Source organism: Octadecabacter sp. SW4 (genome assembly GCF_008065155.1).
In the GTDB taxonomy this organism is placed as follows: domain Bacteria; phylum Pseudomonadota; class Alphaproteobacteria; order Rhodobacterales; family Rhodobacteraceae; genus SW4.
Genome location: NZ_CP042819.1, coordinates 2,775,047 through 2,795,499 on the forward strand (window position 1 = coordinate 2,775,047; position 20,453 = coordinate 2,795,499).

The 20,453-nt window shown below is 61.6% G+C and carries 17 protein-coding genes; 7 read left to right on the forward strand and 10 right to left on the reverse strand.

Translation table 11 applies throughout. The features are described 5' to 3' along the window. Nucleotides 1–39: 39 nt before the first annotated feature. A complete protein-coding gene (deoD, locus tag FTO60_RS13740) occupies nt 40–744 on the forward strand; it encodes a purine-nucleoside phosphorylase (RefSeq protein ID WP_148056492.1) in 705 nt (234 codons plus the stop codon). Here the strand turns inward: deoD and FTO60_RS13745 are convergent. Both FTO60_RS13745 and FTO60_RS13750 read right to left on the reverse strand, forming a co-directional pair. Beyond that, complete coding sequence (locus FTO60_RS13745) at nt 737–1,819, reverse strand: FAD-binding oxidoreductase (protein ID WP_148056493.1); 1,083 nt, start codon at nt 1,817–1,819, stop codon at nt 737–739. The genes deoD and FTO60_RS13745 overlap by 8 nt on opposite strands. Beyond that, nucleotides 1,816–2,619 (reverse strand): phytanoyl-CoA dioxygenase family protein, encoded by an 804-nt coding sequence (locus FTO60_RS13750; protein ID WP_148056494.1) that lies wholly within the window; start codon nt 2,617–2,619, stop codon nt 1,816–1,818. Before FTO60_RS13750 ends, FTO60_RS13745 begins: the two co-directional genes overlap by 4 nt. Nucleotides 2,620–2,677: 58 nt before the next feature. Between FTO60_RS13750 and argE the strand changes: the two genes are divergently transcribed. Then, nucleotides 2,678–3,832, forward strand: a complete 1,155-nt coding sequence (argE, locus tag FTO60_RS13755) for an acetylornithine deacetylase (protein WP_148056495.1) — start codon at nt 2,678–2,680, stop codon at nt 3,830–3,832. On the opposite strand, the gene cueR is transcribed toward argE, so the two are convergent. The 7 genes from cueR to FTO60_RS13790 all read right to left on the reverse strand — a co-directional run bounded on the left by cueR (nt 3,829) and on the right by FTO60_RS13790 (nt 12,861). Beyond that, on the reverse strand, nt 3,829–4,212 hold the full coding sequence (gene cueR / locus FTO60_RS13760) for a Cu(I)-responsive transcriptional regulator (protein WP_148056496.1): 384 nt from the start codon (nt 4,210–4,212) through the stop codon (nt 3,829–3,831). The two genes, argE and cueR, sit on opposite strands and share 4 nt — an antisense overlap. Next, nucleotides 4,209–6,641 carry a heavy metal translocating P-type ATPase gene (locus tag FTO60_RS13765; RefSeq protein WP_148056497.1) on the reverse strand — a complete coding sequence of 811 codons (2,433 nt, stop codon included), beginning with the start codon at nt 6,639–6,641 and terminating at the stop codon, nt 4,209–4,211. The genes cueR and FTO60_RS13765 overlap by 4 nt, the downstream gene beginning before the upstream one ends. Nucleotides 6,642–6,706: 65 nt before the next feature. Then, on the reverse strand, nt 6,707–8,005 hold the full coding sequence (hisD, locus tag FTO60_RS13770) for a histidinol dehydrogenase (RefSeq protein ID WP_148056498.1): 1,299 nt from the start codon (nt 8,003–8,005) through the stop codon (nt 6,707–6,709). Nucleotides 8,006–8,115: 110 nt separating this feature from the next. Beyond that, complete coding sequence (locus tag FTO60_RS13775; RefSeq protein WP_148056499.1) at nt 8,116–9,435, reverse strand: ABC transporter permease subunit; 1,320 nt, start codon at nt 9,433–9,435, stop codon at nt 8,116–8,118. After that, nucleotides 9,432–10,238: an ABC transporter ATP-binding protein gene (locus FTO60_RS13780; protein WP_148056500.1), complete on the reverse strand. Its 807-nt coding sequence runs from the start codon at nt 10,236–10,238 to the stop codon at nt 9,432–9,434. The genes FTO60_RS13775 and FTO60_RS13780 overlap by 4 nt, the downstream gene beginning before the upstream one ends. Nucleotides 10,239–10,343: 105 nt before the next feature. Further along, nucleotides 10,344–11,357, reverse strand: a complete 1,014-nt coding sequence (locus FTO60_RS13785; RefSeq protein WP_148056501.1) for an ABC transporter substrate-binding protein — start codon at nt 11,355–11,357, stop codon at nt 10,344–10,346. A 184-nt stretch (nt 11,358–11,541) separates the two neighbouring features. After that, complete coding sequence (locus tag FTO60_RS13790) at nt 11,542–12,861, reverse strand: aminotransferase class III-fold pyridoxal phosphate-dependent enzyme (protein WP_148056502.1); 1,320 nt, start codon at nt 12,859–12,861, stop codon at nt 11,542–11,544. 103 nt (nt 12,862–12,964) lie between these two features. Between FTO60_RS13790 and FTO60_RS13795 the strand changes: the two genes are divergently transcribed. The 4 genes from FTO60_RS13795 (at nt 12,965) to FTO60_RS13810 (ending at nt 18,400) form a co-directional block, all read left to right on the forward strand. Beyond that, nucleotides 12,965–14,437, forward strand: coding sequence for a PLP-dependent aminotransferase family protein (locus FTO60_RS13795; RefSeq protein WP_148056503.1), 1,473 nt, complete (start codon nt 12,965–12,967; stop codon nt 14,435–14,437). Between the two features lie 75 nt (nt 14,438–14,512). Continuing rightward, nucleotides 14,513–16,285: a sulfoacetaldehyde acetyltransferase gene (xsc, locus tag FTO60_RS13800; protein WP_148056504.1), complete on the forward strand. Its 1,773-nt coding sequence runs from the start codon at nt 14,513–14,515 to the stop codon at nt 16,283–16,285. A 124-nt stretch (nt 16,286–16,409) separates the two neighbouring features. Next, the gene (locus FTO60_RS13805) at nt 16,410–17,348 is read left to right on the forward strand and encodes a phosphate acyltransferase (protein ID WP_148056505.1); all 939 of its coding nucleotides are present in this window, start codon (nt 16,410–16,412) and stop codon (nt 17,346–17,348) included. Next, nucleotides 17,345–18,400 (forward strand): acetate/propionate family kinase, encoded by a 1,056-nt coding sequence (locus FTO60_RS13810; protein WP_148056506.1) that lies wholly within the window; start codon nt 17,345–17,347, stop codon nt 18,398–18,400. Before FTO60_RS13805 ends, FTO60_RS13810 begins: the two co-directional genes overlap by 4 nt. A 1-nt stretch (nt 18,401) precedes the next feature. Here the strand turns inward: FTO60_RS13810 and FTO60_RS13815 are convergent, their stop codons facing one another. Further along, nucleotides 18,402–19,286, reverse strand: coding sequence for a phosphate acyltransferase (locus FTO60_RS13815; protein WP_254696816.1), 885 nt, complete (start codon nt 19,284–19,286; stop codon nt 18,402–18,404). Here FTO60_RS13815 and FTO60_RS13820 point away from each other — a divergent pair, their 5' ends adjacent. Beyond that, complete coding sequence (locus tag FTO60_RS13820) at nt 19,287–20,420, forward strand: citrate/2-methylcitrate synthase (protein ID WP_148056507.1); 1,134 nt, start codon at nt 19,287–19,289, stop codon at nt 20,418–20,420. It begins immediately after the preceding gene. Nucleotides 20,421–20,453 lie beyond the last annotated feature (33 nt).

Consider the following 20,453-nt stretch of genomic DNA (forward strand, 5'->3'; position numbering starts at 1 on the left):
TACCCATTCAGGATAGTCACAAAATCAGGGGTTCGCCACATGACAATCCACATCGGAGCAAAGCCGGGCGACATCGCCGAAACCGTCCTGATGCCGGGCGATCCGTATCGTGCCAAATGGGCCGCCGAGGCCTTTCTGGAGAACGCCGTCTGCGTGAACGAAGTGCGCGGCATGCTGGGATTCACCGGCACATGGAAAGGCAACCGCGTAACCATCCAGGGGTCTGGCATGGGGATGCCTTCGCTGTCGATCTATGCCAACGAACTGATCACCGAATACAACGCGCAGACGCTGATCCGCATCGGATCATGCGGCGGGATGCAGGACCATGTGGGCGTGCGCGACGTGATCCTTGCGACAACGGCATCAACGCTTTCGACCCCCTCGCGCGGGATATTCAAAGACCTGAACTTTGCGCCGACCGCCGACTTCGATCTGCTGCACAAGGCCTATCACGCCGCCGGGGCGCTCAAGGTCAAGACCCATGTGGGTGGGATCTATTCATCGGACGTGTTCTATGACGAACGCCCCGATCTGACCGAACAAATGCAGCGCCACGGCATTTTGGGCGTCGAAATGGAAGCGGCTGAACTGTATATCCTTGCGGCCCGGCACAAGCGCCGCGCCCTGGCCGTGCTGACTGTCAGCGACCACCTGATCACCCACGAAGCCTTGCCGGCAGATCAACGCGAGCGCAGTTTTGGCGATATGGTCGATATCGCGCTGACCGCGGCGTTCAGTTAAACCGGTCTGGTCCAAAAGGGGCCAGCAGTTCATCGCGCTGGCCGTGCAGAATGTCCTGCGCGGCCAGTTTGCCAACCAGCGGCCCCAACGTGATGCCGCTGTGCATCGCCGCCATATAAAGCCCCCGAACCCCGCGCGCTGCCCCGATCACCGGAAAGCCGTCAACCGGCACCGGGCGCTGGCCGGTCATGATCGACGCGACCTTCAGGTCAGGCACCGATGGCAGACGCGCGCGCAGCCTTTCCAGCATCTTGGCGGCGAAATCGGCCGGGCTTTCGCCCAAGTCCTCGTCAAGCCCGCCACCGCTGAACACCTCGCCCATGATGATACGGCCATCGTTTTCCTGCCGGAAATGGATATCGGGCGACATGATCACGTGGCGCAGGATCGGGGCCAAGGGCGCGGTATGCACGATCACGCCGGTCTTGTTGTCCATCGGCAGGCGCACGCTGACCTTTGCCAGCAGATCACCGCTGGCAACCCCCGTGGCAACCACCACATCATCGGCTGTCACATCACCAAAACTCGTCGTCACGCCGGTGACATGATCGCCATGCGTCACAATCCCCGTAACCTCGCACCCGGCAACCACGCTTGCCCCCCATCCTGCGGCGGCCGCAAGCAGGGCGCGCGTCATGCCCTCGCCGTCTGCTGCGCCTTCGACACTGGTGCGGATGCACTGCGCAGGCGGGTCGGCGACATTGGGTTCCAGCGCACGAAACCCGGACGCATCAACCAATTCGGCCTCGTATCCAAACGCCTGCAATTCAGCGAAATGCGCATCGAAATCCGCGCCGCTGTCTTCCCACCACAGGCTGCCGTGCCAACGAACGGGTGCCTGGGCCCCGATCCGGTCAGCCACATCGTGAAAGGCATCAATCGCTGCGCGGCGCAGGCGGAAATAGGCGGGCGTTTCGGCGAAATTCGCGTTGATCCATCCAAACGATTTACCACTGGCCCCGCTGGCCGGTGCGACTGCCTCAAGCACGGTCACATCCGCGCCACCCTCGGCCAGATGCAGGGCGATCGACGCGCCGACGATCCCCGCGCCCACAACGATGACCTTCCGGGTCATGATGGACGCCGAAACACAGTTGGAAACCAGTCTTCGCGCAGCTTTTGCCCAACGGACATGCCGTGCCCCGGAAACGGCGGTGACGTGGGGCCGGGGCGCTGCACATAACGCGCATCATCGCCCAACAAACGCAGCGAAAACGCTCGCCTGCGCGCCGCCGCTTCATTGCCGCGCGCGCCGTGCAAAATGCCATAGTTAAAGGCCACTGCATCGCCCGGTTCCATGGGCCACTCCCGGATATCCATACCCTCGCCGTCAGGGTCCGGCACTGGCATATAGGCATCATCGTCGGGGTAGAAATTCGTCTCGGACAGCCAGCGCGTTGGCAACACCGGCTTTGGCCACAAATGCGATCCTGCAACACAGCGCAGGGATGCATCCGTCACCGGATCGACGGGCGACCAAAAGCTGACGTTCTGCACGCCATCGACAAAGTAATACGGCCCGTCCTGATGCCAGGGGGTTGGCTTGCTTGTGCCCGGTTCCTTGACCAGCACGTGATCGTGAAACACCTGCACGGCCTGCGATGCCATCAGATCGGCAGCCACTTCCGCAGCCGGAGACTGCCGGATTACCTCCGCGAACTCAGGGATGCGCGTCCAATTGCAGTAATCATCAAAAAAGCGCCCCGCCTCGCCCTCTTTCAGGTTCTCGGCGGCATAAGGGCCGGGGTCAGCCATATTGCGGTCAATGCCAGCGCGGATCGTTTCCACGTGATCGGCAAACAGCCCCCTGACCAGCACAACCCCGTCGCGCTGGTAGGCGGCAATCATTTCTTCGGTGACAAGTGCGTGTGGCATCGTAAACTCCCGTTGGCACAAGTATGATCATGCCCGCCGCCAATGCCAAGGACACCAGATGAGCGACCTGCAAAAAACCACTGAAATCCTGCGCGATCTGATCGGCTTTCCTACGGTATCCGTGGACAGTAATCTGGCAATGATCGACCACCTTGCGACCCTTTTGGCGGACGCGGGCGCGCGCATCGACATCCAGCGTGATCCGACCGGCAAAAAGGCCAACCTGTTCGCCACCCTTGGCCCCGAAGGGGACGGCGGGATCATCCTTTCGGGCCACACAGATGTGGTGCCTGTCGCCGATCAGGACTGGTCCAGCGACCCGTTCGTGATGGATGAACGGGACGGCGCAGTGTTCGGGCGTGGCACCTGTGACATGAAAGGGTTTATCGCCGCCTGCGTTGCGATGGCCCCCACATTCGCGGCCGCGGTCACCACCCGCCCGCTGCATTTCGCCTTTACCTATGACGAAGAAACCGGCTGCATCGGCGGCGGTGCCCTGGTGGAAAACCTGCGCGAAAAGGGGCTGCGTCCGGCGCTGGCCATCATCGGCGAACCCACCGAAATGCGCGTGATCGAAGGGCACAAAGGCTGCTTTGAATACACCACCCATTTCACCGGGCTTGAAGGGCACGGATCATCCCCCGATCTGGGCGTGAACGCCGTGGAATACGCCGCGCGCTATGTTGCCCGCCTGCTTGACCTCAAGGACCGTCTGCGCGCCCGCGCCCCGGCCGACAGCCGCTTTGACCCAGCGTGGACAACGATCAACACCGGCGGACTACATGGCGGCGTGGCCCATAACGTGATCCCGGGCAAGGCGCATGTGGATTGGGAAATGCGCCCCGTGCAACCTGGCGACGCCGAACTGGTGAAACGCGATCTGCATGAGTATTGCGCCAACCACCTGCTGCCAGCGATGCAAGCCATCGACCCCAGCGCCACGATCCGCACCGAAACCTGGGGCGAAGTTGTGGGGCTGGAGCCGATGATCGCGAACGCCGCGCGCGATCTGGTGATGGAACTGACCGGCGCGAACGGGGCTGACACCGTACCCTTTGGCACCGAAGCGGGGCTGTTTCAGACCCTCGGGATGGATGTGGTCGTCTGCGGGCCGGGGTCAATCGCGCAGGCGCATAAACCCGATGAATTCATCGCGTTGGACCAACTTGATCAGTGCGTGACCATGCTGCACCGGCTGACGGCGCGGCTTTAACCTTCAAGCCCCTTAAGGATCGGACAGTCGGGTCTGTCGTCGCCTGCGCAGGCCGTCACCAAATCCGAAAGGGTCGCGCGCATCGCCTGCAAGCCCGTGATCTTGAGGTCAATCTCGGCCAGATGATCCTTGGCAATCTGGCGCACATCGCCACTGGCGCGGCTGCGGTCTTCCCAAAGGGTCAACAAGGCGCGGCAATCCTCGATTGAAAACCCCAAGCCCCGCGCATTGCCCAGAAACGCCAGTTTGTGCGCATCACTATTGCGAAATTCGCGATAACCATTTGCGGCGCGCTGTGGCGTGACCAACCCGATATCCTCGTAGTAGCGGATCGTCTTGGCGGGCAGGCCGGTGCGGTTGCTGACTTCACCGATATTCATGGTTGCACCCAACGCAGCCGCAGCGCGTTCCCCAGCACCAGAACGCTTGACAGCGCCATCGCCCCCGCAGCCAGTTGTGGGGAAAGCATCACGCCCCAAAGCGGGAACAGGATGCCCGCCGCAACGGGGATCAACAGCACGTTATAGCTGAACGCCCAGACAAGGTTCTGTTTGATATTGCGCAGCGTCGCTCGGCTGATGGCAATCGCATTGCCCACGCCGGACGGATCGCCCGCCATCAGCACCACATCCGCACTTTCAACGGCCACATCCGTGCCGGTGCCAATCGCCACGCCCACATCCGCGGTCGCCAGCGCGGGCGCATCATTGATCCCGTCCCCGACAAAGGCGACTTTGGTTCCGCCGCCTTGCAGGGCCTTCACGGCATCGACTTTACCCTCGGGCAGCACCTCGGCGACGACCTGATCAATGCCCAACTCATCCGCGATATGCTGCGCTGTGGCCGCCATATCGCCGGTGATCATCGCAACACGCAGCCCCTGCGCATGCAGAGCCGCAACAGTGGCTTTGGCATTCGGCTTGGCCTTGTCGGCCACGGCCATGACGCCTACCGCCTGCCCATCAACCGCGACCAGCATCGGGGTCTTGCCTTGTCGCGCCAACCTGTCGGTCATCTCGGACAGGGGCGCCGCATCGACACCTTCGCGCGTCAGCAGGCGTGCGGCGCCAACCAGCACGGTGCGCCCGTTGATCTGCGCGCTCAAGCCGAACCCCGTGATCGCGGTGAAATCCTTGACCACCGGCAGGGTCAGACCCTTGTCCTTGGCCGCTTGCACCACCGCACGCCCCAAGGGGTGTTCCGACAGTGCCTCCACGGCCGCAACCTGTGCCAAAAGCCCATCCTCGTCACCGTTCAGCGCCATGATATCCGTCAAAACGGGCCGCCCCTCGGTGAGGGTGCCTGTCTTGTCAAAGGCCACGACTTCGACGCCCTGCAGCGCCTGCAAAGCATCACCCTGACGGAACAATACGCCCAATTCCGCCGCCCGTCCCGTGCCGACCATAATCGACGTAGGCGTGGCCAGCCCCATCGCGCAGGGGCAAGCGATGATCAGCACCGACACGCCCGCAACCAACGCAAATGGCAAGGCAGGAGCAGGGCCGAACAAAAACCATACCCCGACAGTGACGGTGGCGATGACCATCACCACAGGCACGAACCACGACGTGATCCAGTTCACCAGGTCCTGCACCGGAAGCCGTGCGCCCTGGGCTTCTTCGACCATCGAAATGATCCGCGCCAGCATCGTGTCCGCGCCCACCGCCGTGGCCCGCATCCGCAACGCACCGTTGCCGTTGACCGTGCCACCGACAAGCGTCGTGCCCTTGGTCTTTTCAACGGGCAGCGGTTCGCCGGTGATCATGCTTTCGTCGACCCAGCTTTCGCCTTCGCGCAGGATACCATCGACGGCGATCCGCTCACCAGGGCGGATCACCAGAATATCGCCATATTGCACGTCGTCCACCGCGATCTCGACCACCTCACCGTCGCGTTCAATACGTGCTGTCGCAGGGCGCAATCCGACCAGTTTGCGAATGGCCGCACCAGTGCGTCCCTTGGCGCGCGCCTCAAGCCAGCGACCCAGCAGGATCAGCGTGATAATCACCGCCGCCGCTTCGTAATAAACGACAACCGTGCCTTCGGGCAGCCACTGCGGTCGAAACACGGCGACAGTCGAAAACAGCCAGGCCGCACCTGTGCCCAGAACCACCAGCGCGTTCATATCTGGCGCACCGCGCAACAAGGCAGGGACACCCTTGGTAAAGAAACTGCGCCCGGGAATGGCCAGCACAATCGTCGCCAGCACAAACTGGATCAGCCAACTTTCCTGCATGCCAATATTGCTGTTTACCCAAGTATGGATGATGGGAAACACATGGCCACCCATTTCAACAACAGCGACCGGAAAAGTCAGCACCGCTGCAAAAAGCACATTCCAGCCAATGCGACGCGCGTCTTGCGCATGGCGGTCAACGGGCTGTGCGCCATCATTGATCGGGGTGGCGTCATATCCAACACCGCGCACGGCGGCAATCAACCCGGCAGGATTATCGGTCAGCGTCGTGACACTCGCGACCCCGCTCGCCAGGTTCACGCTGGCCGTGACAACGCCCGACACCCCGTTCAACGCGGCCTCGACCTTGGCAAGACAAGAGGCACAGGTCATGCCCTCAATCTGCAAGCGCTGCTTGCGCGGCACCGCCGGATATCCCGCCTCAAGCAAGGCTCCGCTGACCGCGCGGGCCGTTTCATCACCATCAATCGTGACACGCGCGCTCGAGTTGGCAAGGTTCACTTCAGCGCGGGATACGCCCTGCACAGCGGCAATCGCCTTTTCGGCGCGCCCCACGCAACTGCCGCAGGTCATCCCGTCAATTTCAAAATTCAATGTCGTCTGCATGCCCATTTCGGGACTCCTTGCCGTAAGTTCAACGTGCACTTAAACGTTCTAGTCACGGGAAGGTCAAGGGGTCAGCGCCCTAAATCGAACACCTCGTCTGGAAAATATTTCTCAAGACGAATATCGGCCGTGCGCGCATGGCCTTCCATCCCTTCAAGTCGCGAGATCCGCGCGGTCGCTTCGGCCACGGGGCGGGCGGCGTCACGGCTGGATCGCTGCCAGGTAACCGTCTTGAAAAACTTGCCCACCGACAGCCCGCCGGTATAGCGCGCGGCACCGCTGGTCGGCAAAACGTGGTTGGGGCCGGACGCCTTGTCACCAAAGGCTACCGTCGTTTCCTCGCCCAGAAAAAGTGACCCATACGCCGAAAGCCGCGCCAGCCACCAATCCAGATCGGCGCATTGCACATGCAGGTGTTCGGGCGCGTATCTATCAGAGACCTGCGCCATTTCCTCGGGGGTGTCGCACAGAACAACCTCGGCGTAATCGGCCCATGCGGCGCGGGCGTTCTCGGCGTTGACTTGCGGCAAAGCATCAATCAACGCAGGCACGCGCGCCATCACATCAGCGGCCAGATCGGCACTGTCGGTGACCAGCCAGACCGGTGAATTATAGCCATGCTCGGCCTGCCCGACCAAATCGCAGGCCACCAGGGCTGGGTCGGCCAGCCCATCGGCAAGAATCAACAAATCGGTTGGCCCCGCGACCATGTCGATCCCGACAGAACCAAACAAAATGCGCTTGGCCTCGGCAACGAACTGGTTTCCGGGGCCGACCAGAATATCGGCCTTGGGCAGACCGAACAGGCCCAGCGCCATCGCCGCCACGGCCTGCACACCGCCCATGTTCAGAATCGCATCGGCACCGCAGGCGTCCATCGCATACAGAATTTCCGCCGGTATCCCGGTATCGGGACGGGGCGGCGAACAGGCGGCGATATGGCCGACACCCGCGACTTTGGCGGTGGTCACGGTCATCATCGCGCTGGCGATATGGGCATAGCGCCCGCCCGGCACGTAACAGCCCGCCGCGCTGACGGGAATCTGGCGCTGCCCCGCCAACAGACCCGGCAAAATCTCGACCTCCATGTCGTGGATCGTTTCGCGCTGGGCCTCGGCGAAACGCTGGATGTTGTCACGGGCAAAGCGGATATCGTCGCGGGTCTGTTGCGGCACTTGCGCAATCGCGGCCTCCAGATCATCGCGCGTCAGAACCGGCGCACCTGTCCACCCATCAAACCGCTGGGCCATCGCGCGGGCGGCCTCCTCGCCACCTGTTTCAATCTCGGCCAGAAGTTTGCGCACAGCCGCGCGCACGTCCTGCTGATCGGTTTGTGCCGTGCGGTCTGCTTTCTTGAGATACGTTGCCATGTTGCCCCCGTTGTTTGCGCCAAACCTAGGGCCGCCCATGCAAAAGGGGCAGTGGTTTTCACACCCCTGCCCCGGTTTGTTCGTTTTTCTGAAAACAGCTTTTGGCGATCCTAGCCCTTGCCCTTCCAAGGCACCAACAACCGTTCGGCCCAGCGCATCAGCATATCGATGCTGAACCCGATGATCCCGATCAGGATGATACCCGCGATCACGATCGACGTGATCTGGAATTTCGAGGCGGTCATGATCATCATACCCGCACCTTTTTCGGCGGCGACCAGTTCAGCGGCCACAACCGTGCCCCAGCACACCCCCATCGCCACCCGCGCGCCGGTAAAGATTTCCGGCAAAGAGTTGGGGATGATCACATGGCGCATGATCTGCCATTTTGATGCGCCCAGACTATAGGCGGCGTGAACTTTGGTGATGCGCACGCCCGACACGCCGGACCGCGCGGCAATCGCCATGATCCAAAGGGCCGCGAGGAACAGCAGGATGATCTTGCCGACCTCGCCAATCCCCGCCCACAGGATCACCAGCGGAATCAGGGCCAAGGGCGGCACCGGCCGCATGAATTCCACGATCGGGTCAAACCAGCCACGAAACCAGTTCGACAGCCCCATCGCATAGCCCAGCGGAATGCCGACCAACGCGCCTAGAATAAAGCCGATGATCACGCGAAACAGTGAATACCCCAAGTGTTCGGCCAGCGTCGAATTGCGGAAACCATCGGTCGAGATTTCCTTGATCCTTGCCCAGACATCCTCGGGCGGGGGCAGCCAGATCGGCTCCATCTGCCAGCCCTTGTCGGGGGCGATGTTCAGCGTTCCACGGCTTGTCAGGCTGACCTGGGCAAAGCCCACATCAACAGGGCTGCCCTGCGCAATCGGTTCGCCGTTGATGGCGGTGATCACCGCCCCATCGTCACGGGTCAGCGCATCATTGGCATCCCAACGGACCAGTTCACTGCGGTAGGCTTGAATGGCGACACTGTCATTCTCGCCAGTGGTTTCAGGCGCATCCGTGTCTTCGCCCAATGGGAAAACCACCACGTCGACGGTGGCTTGCGCCGTCTGGCCGCTGTCATCCTCGGCGGTATAGGTAAAGCTGCCCGTGCCGGTATAGGCACCGGGGACATGCAGAAAAGACGGGATCCAGTTCGATCCGGTAAATGACCCCCACATCACGAATATGAACAGGACAGACACGACCGATGCGACCGTGTTCGAGGACACAGCACTTTCATCGCCAAACGTCACGGTCTTCAGCGAGCTATAATCGTGTTTGGGGGTCAGGAACCGCTTGATCGCAGTCCAGATCACCGCCGTCAGCAGCACAATCCCGACGTAGGCAGCGATATAGGGCACGGCATAGGCAAGCGTTTGCAGCACAAGAACAAGCTCGGTCCATAGATCAAGTAATAACGTCATGCTCCTGCCTCCGTGCGACCCATGATTTCTTCTTCCATATCCCAGATCATCGCCAGAATTTCTTCGCGGGTCTTGTTATAATCGGGGTGTTTCTTGATCTCGCGCAGGTCGGCATCCACACCCATGTCGGCAAACGGCAGGCGATATTCCTTGTGAATCCGGCCCGGGCGCGGGGCCATGACCAACAGGCGCTCGCCCAACAGCAAGGCTTCCTCGACCGAGTGGGTGATCAGGATGATCGTCTTGCCCGTCTCTTTCCACAGCTTCAGCACCAGCCCCTGCATCTTTTCACGGGTCAGCGCATCAAGCGCGCCCAATGGTTCATCCATCAGGATCACGTCAGGATCGTTGGCCAGACAGCGCGCCAGCGCCACGCGCTGCTGCATCCCGCCGGACAATTCGTAAATCGCTTTTTCCTTGAATTCTTGCAGGCCCACCACATCCAGCAGGTGGTCAACATTTTCAATGTAATCGCGCGGACGCTTTCCGGCCATGCGCGGGCCAAAACTGACATTCTCGCGCACCGACATCCATTCAAACAGCGCGCCCTGCTGAAACACCATACCGCGTTCCGCATCCGGCCCCTGCACCACATGGCCATTCAATTCGATCTGCCCCTCGGTCGGAGCCAGAAAACCCGCGACGATATTCAGCAATGTCGTCTTGCCACAGCCCGAGGGGCCAAGCACGCTCATCAGCTCGCCCTGTTTGATATCAAGGGTCACGTCCTTGAGCGCTTGCACCGAACTGCCGTTCGGCAAGTCAAAGCGCATTGATATGTTCTTGATGTGTAGTCCGCTCATACCCTGCCCCAAAGTGTTTTCGGAAAGGCCACCGCACGGGTGGTTTTGCCGAAAACGCCTGAATGGGAACGGCGGCGCAGGCTCTCCCGCGCCGCCAATCTGGTCTTACATATCTGCGGCAGCGGCCAGTGGGCCCGCGTTCACAGCACCTTCGTAGCTATCCAGCGCCGAATCGATGGAGCCAGAGGCCACAAACACATCTGCCACGCCCTTCATGAAGTTGGCAGCATTGCCACCCAACCAGGCCGCGCTCAGTTGGTCCTCAACACTTGGGAAGACGAACGTTGCCATCGTTTCAGCGGTGGCACCTTCATCCATACCCGCGTCCTGCGCGATGACCGGCAGCATCGCTTCGGCGTCTGCGCCACCGGCGTTCCACATAGCGTTGGCTTGGGCAGTGACAGCCAGGAACTTGGCGACCAGTTCGGGTTCTTCGGCGGCAAAATCAGCCGGCGCGGTTGTCGCGTCAAACACAAGAATACCCAGTTCGGTCTTTTCATCACCGCTCAGCAGCACGTTGCCGTGCTCTAGCATACGGCGCAGCGCGCCGCCCCAACCACAGGCCATATCAACCTGACCCTGTGCCAGCGCGGCAGCACCGTCAGCGGGGGCCATGTCAACAACTTCAAGGCTACCCAGGTCGACGCCGAAATAGTCCATCTGACGCAGGAAACCATAGTGCGCGGCGGTGCCAAGCGGCACAGCAACCTTTGATCCGGCCAGATCAGCGGCAGTCGAAGCGTCAATCTCGCGGCTTTCGGCGACAACACAGTTATCGTTGTCGGCATAAGACACAGCCACATCAAGCACCTGAATGTCCTGACCCGCGGATGTTGCGACCACGAAGGGCGGGATACCCTGACTGACAGAAAGCTGAACATCGCCGGATGCCATCGCCGCGGACATTGCCGTGCCAGTGTCAAAGCTGACCCAGTTGATGGTCACGCCCATCGCTTCGTCATACATGCCGTTGACCTTGGCGTATTGGAACGGCATCGGCCACTCAAGGAAATACCCGACGGTGATTTCGCTCAGGTGGGCTTCGGCCAGCGCAGCCTGTGCGCCGCCAAGAAGTGCAAGGCCAGCAGCCGCACCCATCAGTTTAGAAGTGAGTTTCATTTATCGTCTCCCATGTTGGTGACCCTTGCGGGCCGGATTACGCCGGGCAGGTTTACCCTGCCTCAATCGTTGGTTTTGCCCCGATACCAGAGCGGTCCGACGTTAAACGAAGCACGTTTCGTGCCGTTGTCCAACCCCGGAATAGCAAAAGGCCCATCCGGTATGATCCGGATGGGCCCGACACCTAGGCCGGAATGGCCTCGATCGTCTTGCGAAGTTTATCGACAATCTCGTCGATGTGCTTCTCCTCGCTGATGAACATCGGCGCAAGAATCGCATTGTCGCCGGTGAATTTGATGTGACACCCGTTCCAGAACAGATCGGTCTGGGCGGCAACCCCGCGCAGCCCCGGTTTGTCTCCCGGATAAAGCTCGACACCGGCCATCATGCCAATGGTGCGGATGTCCTTGACCAGATCAAGTTCGGCCAGCTCCATCACCGCCTTTTCAAAATAGGGAGCCATGTCATTGGCGCGCTCAAACAGCTGTTCTTCGCGGTAGATCGCCATGCTCGCCAGTCCGGCAGCACAGGCGGCAGGGTGGCCGGAATAGGTATAGCCGTGGAACAGTTCGATCCCGCCCATCGCCGCCTTATCGGTCACGGTTTCATAGATATCGTCGCGCACGGCGACCGCACCCATCGGCATCGACCCGTTGGTCAGCGCCTTGGCCATCGTCATGATATCCGGCGTCACATCAAAGGCGTCGGCGGCAAATGTGCCACCCACACGGCCAAAGCCCGTGATCACCTCGTCAAATACCAGCAACAAGCCGTGCTTGTCACACAATTCGCGCAACCGCTTAAGGTATCCCTTGGGCGGGGGCAGCGTGCCGCACGATCCTGCAACCGGTTCGACGAACACGGCCGCGATTGTTTCCGCGCCGAAATTGTCGACGATCCGCTGCAAATCTTCGGCACGATCCGCGCCCGTGGTCCGGCAACCGGGCGTTTTCATTTCCTCGTCAGTCCATGTGTGACGCATGTGGACGACACCGGGCATCGTCACCGAAAACGCGCGCCGGTTATTCACCAGCCCGCTCAGGGCGACACCGCCGATGTTGACGCCATGATAGGCTTTTTCGCGACTGATAAAATGGCGCGCATTCTTGCCGCAGGCCGTGTTGTAGGCCATGACGATTTTCAACGCGGTATCCACCGCTTCAGACCCCGAATTGACAAAGAAAATCTTGTTGATCCCCTCGGGCGTCATCCGCGCAATTTCTTCGGCCAGGGCAAAAGACAGCGGGTGCCCCGTGCCAAAGGGCGACGCGAAGGTCAGATCCTGCATCGCCTTGTGGACCGATTCGATGATTTTCGGATGGCAATGACCCGCAGGCGAACAAAACAGACCCGATGACCCGTCAATGACCGTGCCACCCTTGTGGTTCGTCATGTAAACGCCTTTTGCTTCAGTGATTAAGCGGGGATCCTTCTTGAAGCCACGGTTGTCCGTGAAGGGCATCCAGAACTCCTCGAGAGAGTTGTTTTTAGCGTCGAGAGCCATGACGGCGACCTCCGGTAAAGGATTAAGATTGCAGAACGCTAGCCTTAGGCAGCGGATTCCTTTACATCCAGATTGAACCGCAATTTATATCCAGATCGGCACGATGGCGATTTCCGAAGAAACCTTCTTTCTGGACCCGCAGGCGCAGGGCACGCTGCAAAGCCAGATTCAGACAATGGTCGCCGAAGGGATTTTGTCCGGCCGGTTCCGCCGTGGCGAAAAACTGCCCAGTTCGCGCAAGCTGGCGCAGCACCTAGGGATCAGCCGAATCACCGTGACGCTTGCCTATACCGACCTGCTGGCCGACGATTACATCGCCGCGCGCGGGCGCTCGGGCTATTTCGTGTCCGACAATGCGCCCGAACCGCCCAGCTTTCCCGCGCAGGCCGCCGGGGTTGGCAGCGTCGACTGGACCCGCGCGATCGGCCAACGCTTTACCGGCAGCGAACCCCATTCCAAACCCCGCGATTGGGCCAGTTTTCGCTATCCTTTCATTTATGGGCAGGCGGACCCAACCCTGTTTGACAGCGCCAATTGGCGGCTTTGCGCACTCGAGGCTTTGGGCAAAAAGGATTTTGACGCGCTGACCACCGATTATAACGATCAGGACGATCCCAAGCTGATCGAATTCATCGCCCGCCAAACCCTGCCGCGGCGCGGCATACTGGCCAAGCCCGATGAAATCCTGCTGACGCTTGGCGCGCAGAACGCACTATGGTTAACCGCGCAGGTATTGCTGACCAGCCGCCGCCGCGCCGTCGTCGAAGACCCCTGCTACCCCGCGTTGCGCGCCATCCTGACCCATTCGCGCTGCCATCTGACGGCCCTGCCCGTCGATCGCGATGGACTGCCGCCGGATGCATTGCCGCCCGATACCGACGTTGTTTTCACCACACCCAGCCACCAATGCCCGACCACATCCACCATGCCGATGCTGCGCCGCCAATCCCTGCTTGACCGGGCCGAGCGCGACAATTTTCTGATCGTCGAGGATGACTACGAATTTGAGATGTCCTTCCTCAAGGCCCCCTCGCCTGCCTTGAAATCCCTCGATCGGAACGGGCGGGTGATCTACGTCGGCTCATTCTCGAAATCGCTGTTTCCAGGCTTGCGGCTTGGCTACCTTGTCGGTCCCGCGCCCTTTATCCGCGAAGCCCGCGCCCTGCGCGCCAGCGTGTTGCGTCACCCGCCCGGACATATTCAGCGCACGACCACCTATTTCCTGTCGCGGGGCCACTACGACGCGCTGATCCGGCGCATGGGCAAGGCCTATTTCGACCGCCGCCGCGTCATGGATAACGCCATCGCCGATCACGGGCTGACAGTTGCTGGCGCGGGCAGTTTCGGCGGCTCGTCCTTTTGGATGCGCGCGCCTGATCAGGTTGACACGACCAAACTTGCCGCGACCCTTGCAGGCAGCGGCGTCCTGATCGAACCGGGCCAACCCTTCTTTGCCGCCAATGACCCGCCCAAAAACTATTACCGGCTCGCCTATTCGTCGATCCCCAGCACCCGCATTCCCGACGGGATTGCCCGGATCGCCACTGCCATCACAGCGACAACTGGCCATACCTGACCCAATCAACTGGCCCTACTGAATCAGCGGCTCAATTCATAACCTCGCGCGACATCCCAACCAAGGATCCTCCAGATGAAAATGACCACCGAAGAAGCCTTTGTTAAAACGCTCCAGAAACACGGTATCGAACACGCCTTTGGAATCATCGGGTCGGCCATGATGCCGATCTCTGATCTGTTCCCGCAGGCCGGCATCCAGTTCTGGGATTGCGCCCACGAAGGTTCGGCAGGCATGATGTCTGACGGCTACACCCGCGCCACCGGCAAGATGTCGATGATGATCGCGCAGAACGGCCCCGGCATCACCAATTTCGTGACCGCCGTGAAAACCGCCTATTGGAACCACACGCCCCTGCTGCTGGTCACGCCGCAAGCGGCCAATAAAACCATTGGCCAGGGCGGCTTCCAGGAAGTCGAACAGATGAAACTGTTTGAAGACATGGTCGCCTATCAGGAAGAAGTGCGCGACCCGACCCGCGTCGCCGAAGTCCTGACCCGCGTGATCGCCAAGGCCAAACGCCTGTCCGGCCCTGCGCAGCTAAACATCCCGCGTGATTTCTGGACGCAAGTGGTCGATGTTGAAATCCCCGATCCGGTTGAATTTGAAACCTCTCCGGGCGGCGAAAACTCGATCAAGGCCGCCGCCGACCTGATCTCGGGCGCGAAAAACCCCGTCATCCTGAACGGCGCCGGTGTCGTGCTGTCGCAGGGCGGGATAGCGGCGTCGATGGCGCTGGCCGAACGGCTGGATGCACCGGTCTGCGTTGGCTACCAGCACAATGACGCCTTTCCGGGCAGCCACCCGCTGTTTGCCGGTCCCCTGGGCTACAACGGGTCCAAGGCAGGGATGGAGTTGATCAAGGGCGCAGACGTCGTCGTCTGCCTTGGCACCCGCCTCAACCCGTTCTCGACGCTGCCGGGATACGGGATGGATTACTGGCCGACAGATGCGAAAATCATTCAGGTCGATATCAATCCCGACCGGATCGGCCTGACGAAAAAAGTGACGGTCGGCATTGTCGGCGACGCCGCCAAAGTGGCGCGCGGTATCCTGAGCCAACTTGCAGATGACGCAGGCGACAGCGGGCGCGCCGAGCGCAAGGCAGCCATCGCCAAAGCCAAATCCGCATGGGCACAACAGCTTTCCAGCATGGACCACGAAGACGATGATCCCGGCACCACATGGAACGAACGCGCCCGCGCCGACAAACCCGACTGGATGAGCCCCCGGATGGCCTGGCGCGCGATCCAAAGCGCACTCCCGCGCGAGGCAATCATCAGCTCCGACATTGGCAACAACTGCGCGATCGGCAACGCCTACCCCGACTTTGACGAGGGGCGCAAATACCTCGCCCCCGGGCTTTTCGGCCCCTGCGGTTACGGCCTCCCCGCGATCGTTGGCGCGAAAATCGGCCAGCCGAACGTGCCTGTCGTCGGTTTTGCCGGGGACGGTGCTTTCGGTATCGCGGTCAACGAACTGACCGCTATCGGGCGCGGCGAATGGCCCGCGATCACGCAGATCGTGTTCCGCAACTACCAATGGGGTGCGGAAAAGCGCAACTCGACGCTCTGGTTCGATGACAATTTCGTCGGCACCGAACTGGATACATCCGTGTCCTACGCGGGCATTGCACAGGCCTGCGGATTGCAGGGGGTTGTCGCGCGCACGATGGACGAATTGACCGCCGCGTTGAACAAGGCAATCGAGGACCAGATGAAACACGGCAAGACCACCCTGATCGAAGCGATGATCAATCAGGAACTTGGCGAACCGTTCCGCCGCGACGCGATGAAAAAGCCTGTCTCGGTTGCGGGAATTTCCAGGGACGATATGCGCGCCCAGTGACCAAAAATCTCTCCGGCGGGCTTCTTCTGTTCAAGATAACGCCCGCCGGAGGCCGCGACCGGGCCACTGGTCGCATCCGTCTGCCTGTGATGGAATAGGGCGAAACAAACAACAAGGACGCGCGATGCCCGACCCCTATCCCTTTCTGTCCGCCACCCTGCCACATTGCCCGCAACGATTGCTTGATCAGGCGCGCAGCCTGCCTGTGCCGCGTGTCGCACTGGTGAATGCTGGGGCCGAAAACCCCCTGATCGGCATCCGCGAAGCCGCCGAGGTGGGCCTCGCCGAACCCATCCTAATCGGCGACGAGACCAAAATCAGAACCGCTGCCGAAAAGCTGGACTACGACATCAGCCAGTTGCGCCTGATCCACGCACCACAGGCCGAGGCCGCTGTGAAAGCTGCGGAACTCGCCCGAACCGGACAGGCCGAAGCGATCATGAAAGGTCAGGTTCATACCTCGACCTTCCTCAAGGGGCTTTTGCCCTCCAAGGCGGGGCTGCGTGACAAAAATACCCGCTGCGGCCATGTGTTCCATATCACGACACCGCATTCGGATCGCCCGCTGCTGCTGACGGATGGCGCGCTCAATGTTGATCCCAGTGTGGAAACCCGTCAGGCCTGCCTGTCACTGGCAGTGGACCTCGCCCAAACCCTTGGCATCGCACAGCCCAAGGCGGCCCTTCTCGCCCCGACCGAAGACCCGATCCCATCGGTGCAGAACACGATGGAAAGCGCCGCCATCGCCGCCTGGGCACGCGATCATCTGCCCCAGGCCATTGTCGCCGGCCCCATCGCGATGGACCTGATCCTGTCCAGACAGGCCGCACAGGTCAAAGGCTATGACAGCCCCGTCGCGGGCGACGCCGACATCATGGTCACACCCAATATCACCACCGGCAACGCGCTGTTCAAACTGATGGTCCTTGGCATGGGCTGCTGCGCGGGCGGGATCGTTCTGGGGGCCAGGGTGCCGATCCTGCTGACCTCGCGCAGCCAGCAGGCCCCCGCCCGCATCGCCTCGGCCGCGCTTGGCGTCATCGCTGCAGGTGGGCGCGCATGATGCTGGTGCTGAATACCGGATCGTCCTCGATCAAGATCGCGGTGTTTGATGCAGCACTGGATCTTGTGATCGAGGGCAATATCGCAGGCGTTGGCCAAGCGGGGCGTATGACGCTGGGCGGTGACAAGACAGATGTAACCTGCGCCGATCACGCCGACGCGCTTGACCACTTGCTGGATGGTCTGGTGGCACGCGGCATCCGGCTTGATCAGATCACCGCCGCGGCCCACCGTGTTGTGCACGGCGGGCGCCGCCTGACCGCGCCGTGCCGCATCACCGACGAAACAATCACCCAGATCAAAGCGATGATCCCGCTTGCGCCATTGCATAATCCGCCCGCCCTCGCGGGGATCGCCGCCGTCACCGCGCAACTGCCACACGTGCCGCAATTTGCGAGCTTCGACACGGCCTTTCACGCCTGCCAGCCGGATCTGGCGACCACCTATGCCCTGCCCATCGCCCAGCGCGAGAAGGGCATTCGGCGCTACGGCTTTCACGGGTTGTCCTATGCCGGGATGGTGCGCCAGTTTGGCGATGCTCTGCCGCGCCGCCTGCTGGCACTGCATCTTGGCGCGGGGGTCAGCCTTTGCGCGATCAGGGATGGCAAATCGCTGGCCACCTCGATGGGCTATTCGCCGCTGTCGGGGCCGACGATGGCCACCCGCACCGGTGACATTGATGGTATGGCCGTCTTGCGGATTGCACAGGAAGAAGGATTCGATGCCGCTACCCACCTGCTGAACAAGCAAAGCGGGTTGTTGGGCCTCTCGGGCACGAGCGCCGACATGCGCACCCTGCTGGCCGACCCGTCAGACGCGGCGCAATTCGCGGTTGATCATTTCGTCTATTCTGTCGTGCATCAGACGGGCGGGTTGATCGCCGCACTGGAAGGCGTCGACGCGATCGCCTTTACCGGCGGGATCGGCGAAAATTCGGCGCCCATACGTGACCGGATCATGGCGCGGTTGGCATGGCTGGGCGACCTGCCCGCGCATATCATCCCAGCCGACGAAGAACGCCAGATCGCCATCGACGCGACCAGCCTGCGATGACCTATGCCAGCGCCACCGTGACGGCTGTCGCCGCGACGATATCGTCGATGCTTGCCCCGCGCGACAGATCGCAGACGGGGCGCGCAAAACCCTGCAAGATCGGCCCCAGCGCCTGCGCCCCCGCCAACTCCTGGGCCAGCTTGTATGCAATATTGCCCGCGTCCAGCGAAGGAAAAACCAGCACATTCGCGTCACCGCCCGTCACGCCCTTGGTCGCGGCAATCGCCGCGTTCAGGGCGGCGTCGGCCTGCAATGGTCCGCTGAAACCCGTAACCTCGGCCGCCGCGCGCACCGCATCCACGCTGTCACCCGCGCCGCTGGACCCGCTTGAATATGACAACAGCGCCACCTTTGCCGACCCAAGCAACGCGCGGCCGGTCGCCGCCGACGCATTGGCAATCGCCGCCAGCCCGTCAGCATCGGGCGCGACATTGACCGCGCAATCGGCCCAGATCATCGCCCGGCCATCAGGAAACACCATCAGGAAAAACGACGATGGCAGTGTCACGCCCTCGGCCAGCCCAATCGCCAGCCCCGCCGCCTCGATCACGCGGCGCGTGGGCGCATCAGCTCCGGCGACCATCACATCTGCCTCGCCCGCCGCGACCATCGCGGCCGCGCGGATCAACGGCTTGCCCAGCATCCGCCGCGCCAATGCCTCCTTGATGCCCCGCCCGTTGACCAAGACGGCAACCTGCGCCTCAGTAACATCGCCCAAGGGCAGCGGCACGCATAACCCTTCATCCGCCAGCCGCGCCATCGCGGCGGCAACGCGCGTATCATCGCTTTCTGGAAAAACCACGCGCGCCTGTTTGGCCTTTGCGGCGTCTTTCAGATTGTCCAAGATGCCCATCGCGCCCTCCACTTTCCGCTCAGGAGCCTTCATATGACAGACACCGTCAAGATCAACCGTGGCCTCAAGGGCGTCTATTTCGAGCGATCAAGCGTCAGCCATATCGACGGGGCCAAGGGCGAGTTGAGCTATCGAGGCTATTCCATCCACGATCTTGCCCAGCATTCCACGTTCGAGGAAACCGCCTATCTGCTGATCCACGGCGAATTGCCCACCGCAACCGAACTGGCCGATTTCGACGCAACCCTGCGTGCCAACCGCGCCATTGCGCCCGCACTTCACACCCTGATCGACACGATCAAGGACGGCCACCCGATGGACGTGTTGCGCACCTGCGTGTCCGCCCTCGCCGCGCTTGACCGCGAAAGCGAAGATGCGACCGAAGACGGCTTTCTGCGCAACGGCCTGCGCCTCACCGCACAGCTGCCGACGATCATCGCCGCCCATCAGGCCATCCGCAACGGACGCACGCCCGTCGCGCCCGACCCCGCACTGACCCATGCCGCAAACTGGCTCTACATGCTGAAGGGTGAAAAGCCTTCAACGGATGCCGCCCGCCTTGCCGATGTCGATTTCATCCTGCACGCCGAACACGGCAGCAACGCTTCCAGCTTTGGCGCCCGCGTGACCGTCGGGACCGAGGCAAATATCCACGGCGCAATCACGACCGCATTGGCCACCCTTGCCGGACCTGCGCACGGCGGTGCCGCCGAGGACGTGATGAAAATGGTGCGCGAGATCGGCACCCCCGACAAAGCCGCCGCCTATGTCAAAGCCAAGCGCGCCAACCGTGAAGCCGTCACCGGTTTCGGCCACCGGGTTTACCGCGCCGAAGACCCGCGCGCGCGCCACATGCGTGACGGGGTGCGCAAGCTGGGCGACGAAATGGGCGCGCCCGAATGGTATGAAATCCTGCAAGCCGTGGTCGACGCGATGCAACCCTATGCGCGCCACGGCCTGAATGTGAACGTCGACTTCTATTCCGGCGTGATCTACCAATTGCACGAAATCCCGATGGACCTTTACGTGCCGATTTTCGCGATCGGGCGGATGCCCGGCTGGGTGATCCAGTGCCTTGATCAGCGGCGCAGCAACATCCTGATCCGCCCGCTGACGCTTTATAACGGGCCGGACATGCGGCCCTATGCCCCCGTGAATGACCGTTAGGCGCGCGCGCCGATTGCCATACATTAGATAATC

Coding starts and splice junctions, on each gene's coding strand:
- FTO60_RS13775 (WP_148056499.1), bottom strand. CDS start 9,435: ATGACGTTATTACTTGATCTATGGACCGAGCTTGTTCTTGTGCTGCAA.
- xsc (WP_148056504.1), top strand. CDS start 14,513: ATGAAAATGACCACCGAAGAAGCCTTTGTTAAAACGCTCCAGAAACAC.
- cueR (WP_148056496.1), bottom strand. CDS start 4,212: ATGAATATCGGTGAAGTCAGCAACCGCACCGGCCTGCCCGCCAAGACG.
- FTO60_RS13790 (WP_148056502.1), bottom strand. CDS start 12,861: ATGGCTCTCGACGCTAAAAACAACTCTCTCGAGGAGTTCTGGATGCCC.
- hisD (WP_148056498.1), bottom strand. CDS start 8,005: ATGGCAACGTATCTCAAGAAAGCAGACCGCACGGCACAAACCGATCAG.
- FTO60_RS13765 (WP_148056497.1), bottom strand. CDS start 6,641: ATGGGCATGCAGACGACATTGAATTTTGAAATTGACGGGATGACCTGC.
- FTO60_RS13785 (WP_148056501.1), bottom strand. CDS start 11,357: ATGAAACTCACTTCTAAACTGATGGGTGCGGCTGCTGGCCTTGCACTT.
- FTO60_RS13810 (WP_148056506.1), top strand. CDS start 17,345: ATGATGCTGGTGCTGAATACCGGATCGTCCTCGATCAAGATCGCGGTG.
- FTO60_RS13750 (WP_148056494.1), bottom strand. CDS start 2,619: ATGCCACACGCACTTGTCACCGAAGAAATGATTGCCGCCTACCAGCGC.
- FTO60_RS13745 (WP_148056493.1), bottom strand. CDS start 1,819: ATGACCCGGAAGGTCATCGTTGTGGGCGCGGGGATCGTCGGCGCGTCG.
- FTO60_RS13820 (WP_148056507.1), top strand. CDS start 19,287: ATGACAGACACCGTCAAGATCAACCGTGGCCTCAAGGGCGTCTATTTC.
- FTO60_RS13780 (WP_148056500.1), bottom strand. CDS start 10,238: ATGAGCGGACTACACATCAAGAACATATCAATGCGCTTTGACTTGCCG.
- FTO60_RS13815 (WP_254696816.1), bottom strand. CDS start 19,286: ATGAAGGCTCCTGAGCGGAAAGTGGAGGGCGCGATGGGCATCTTGGAC.
- FTO60_RS13805 (WP_148056505.1), top strand. CDS start 16,410: ATGCCCGACCCCTATCCCTTTCTGTCCGCCACCCTGCCACATTGCCCG.
- argE (WP_148056495.1), top strand. CDS start 2,678: ATGAGCGACCTGCAAAAAACCACTGAAATCCTGCGCGATCTGATCGGC.
- FTO60_RS13795 (WP_148056503.1), top strand. CDS start 12,965: ATGGCGATTTCCGAAGAAACCTTCTTTCTGGACCCGCAGGCGCAGGGC.
- deoD (WP_148056492.1), top strand. CDS start 40: ATGACAATCCACATCGGAGCAAAGCCGGGCGACATCGCCGAAACCGTC.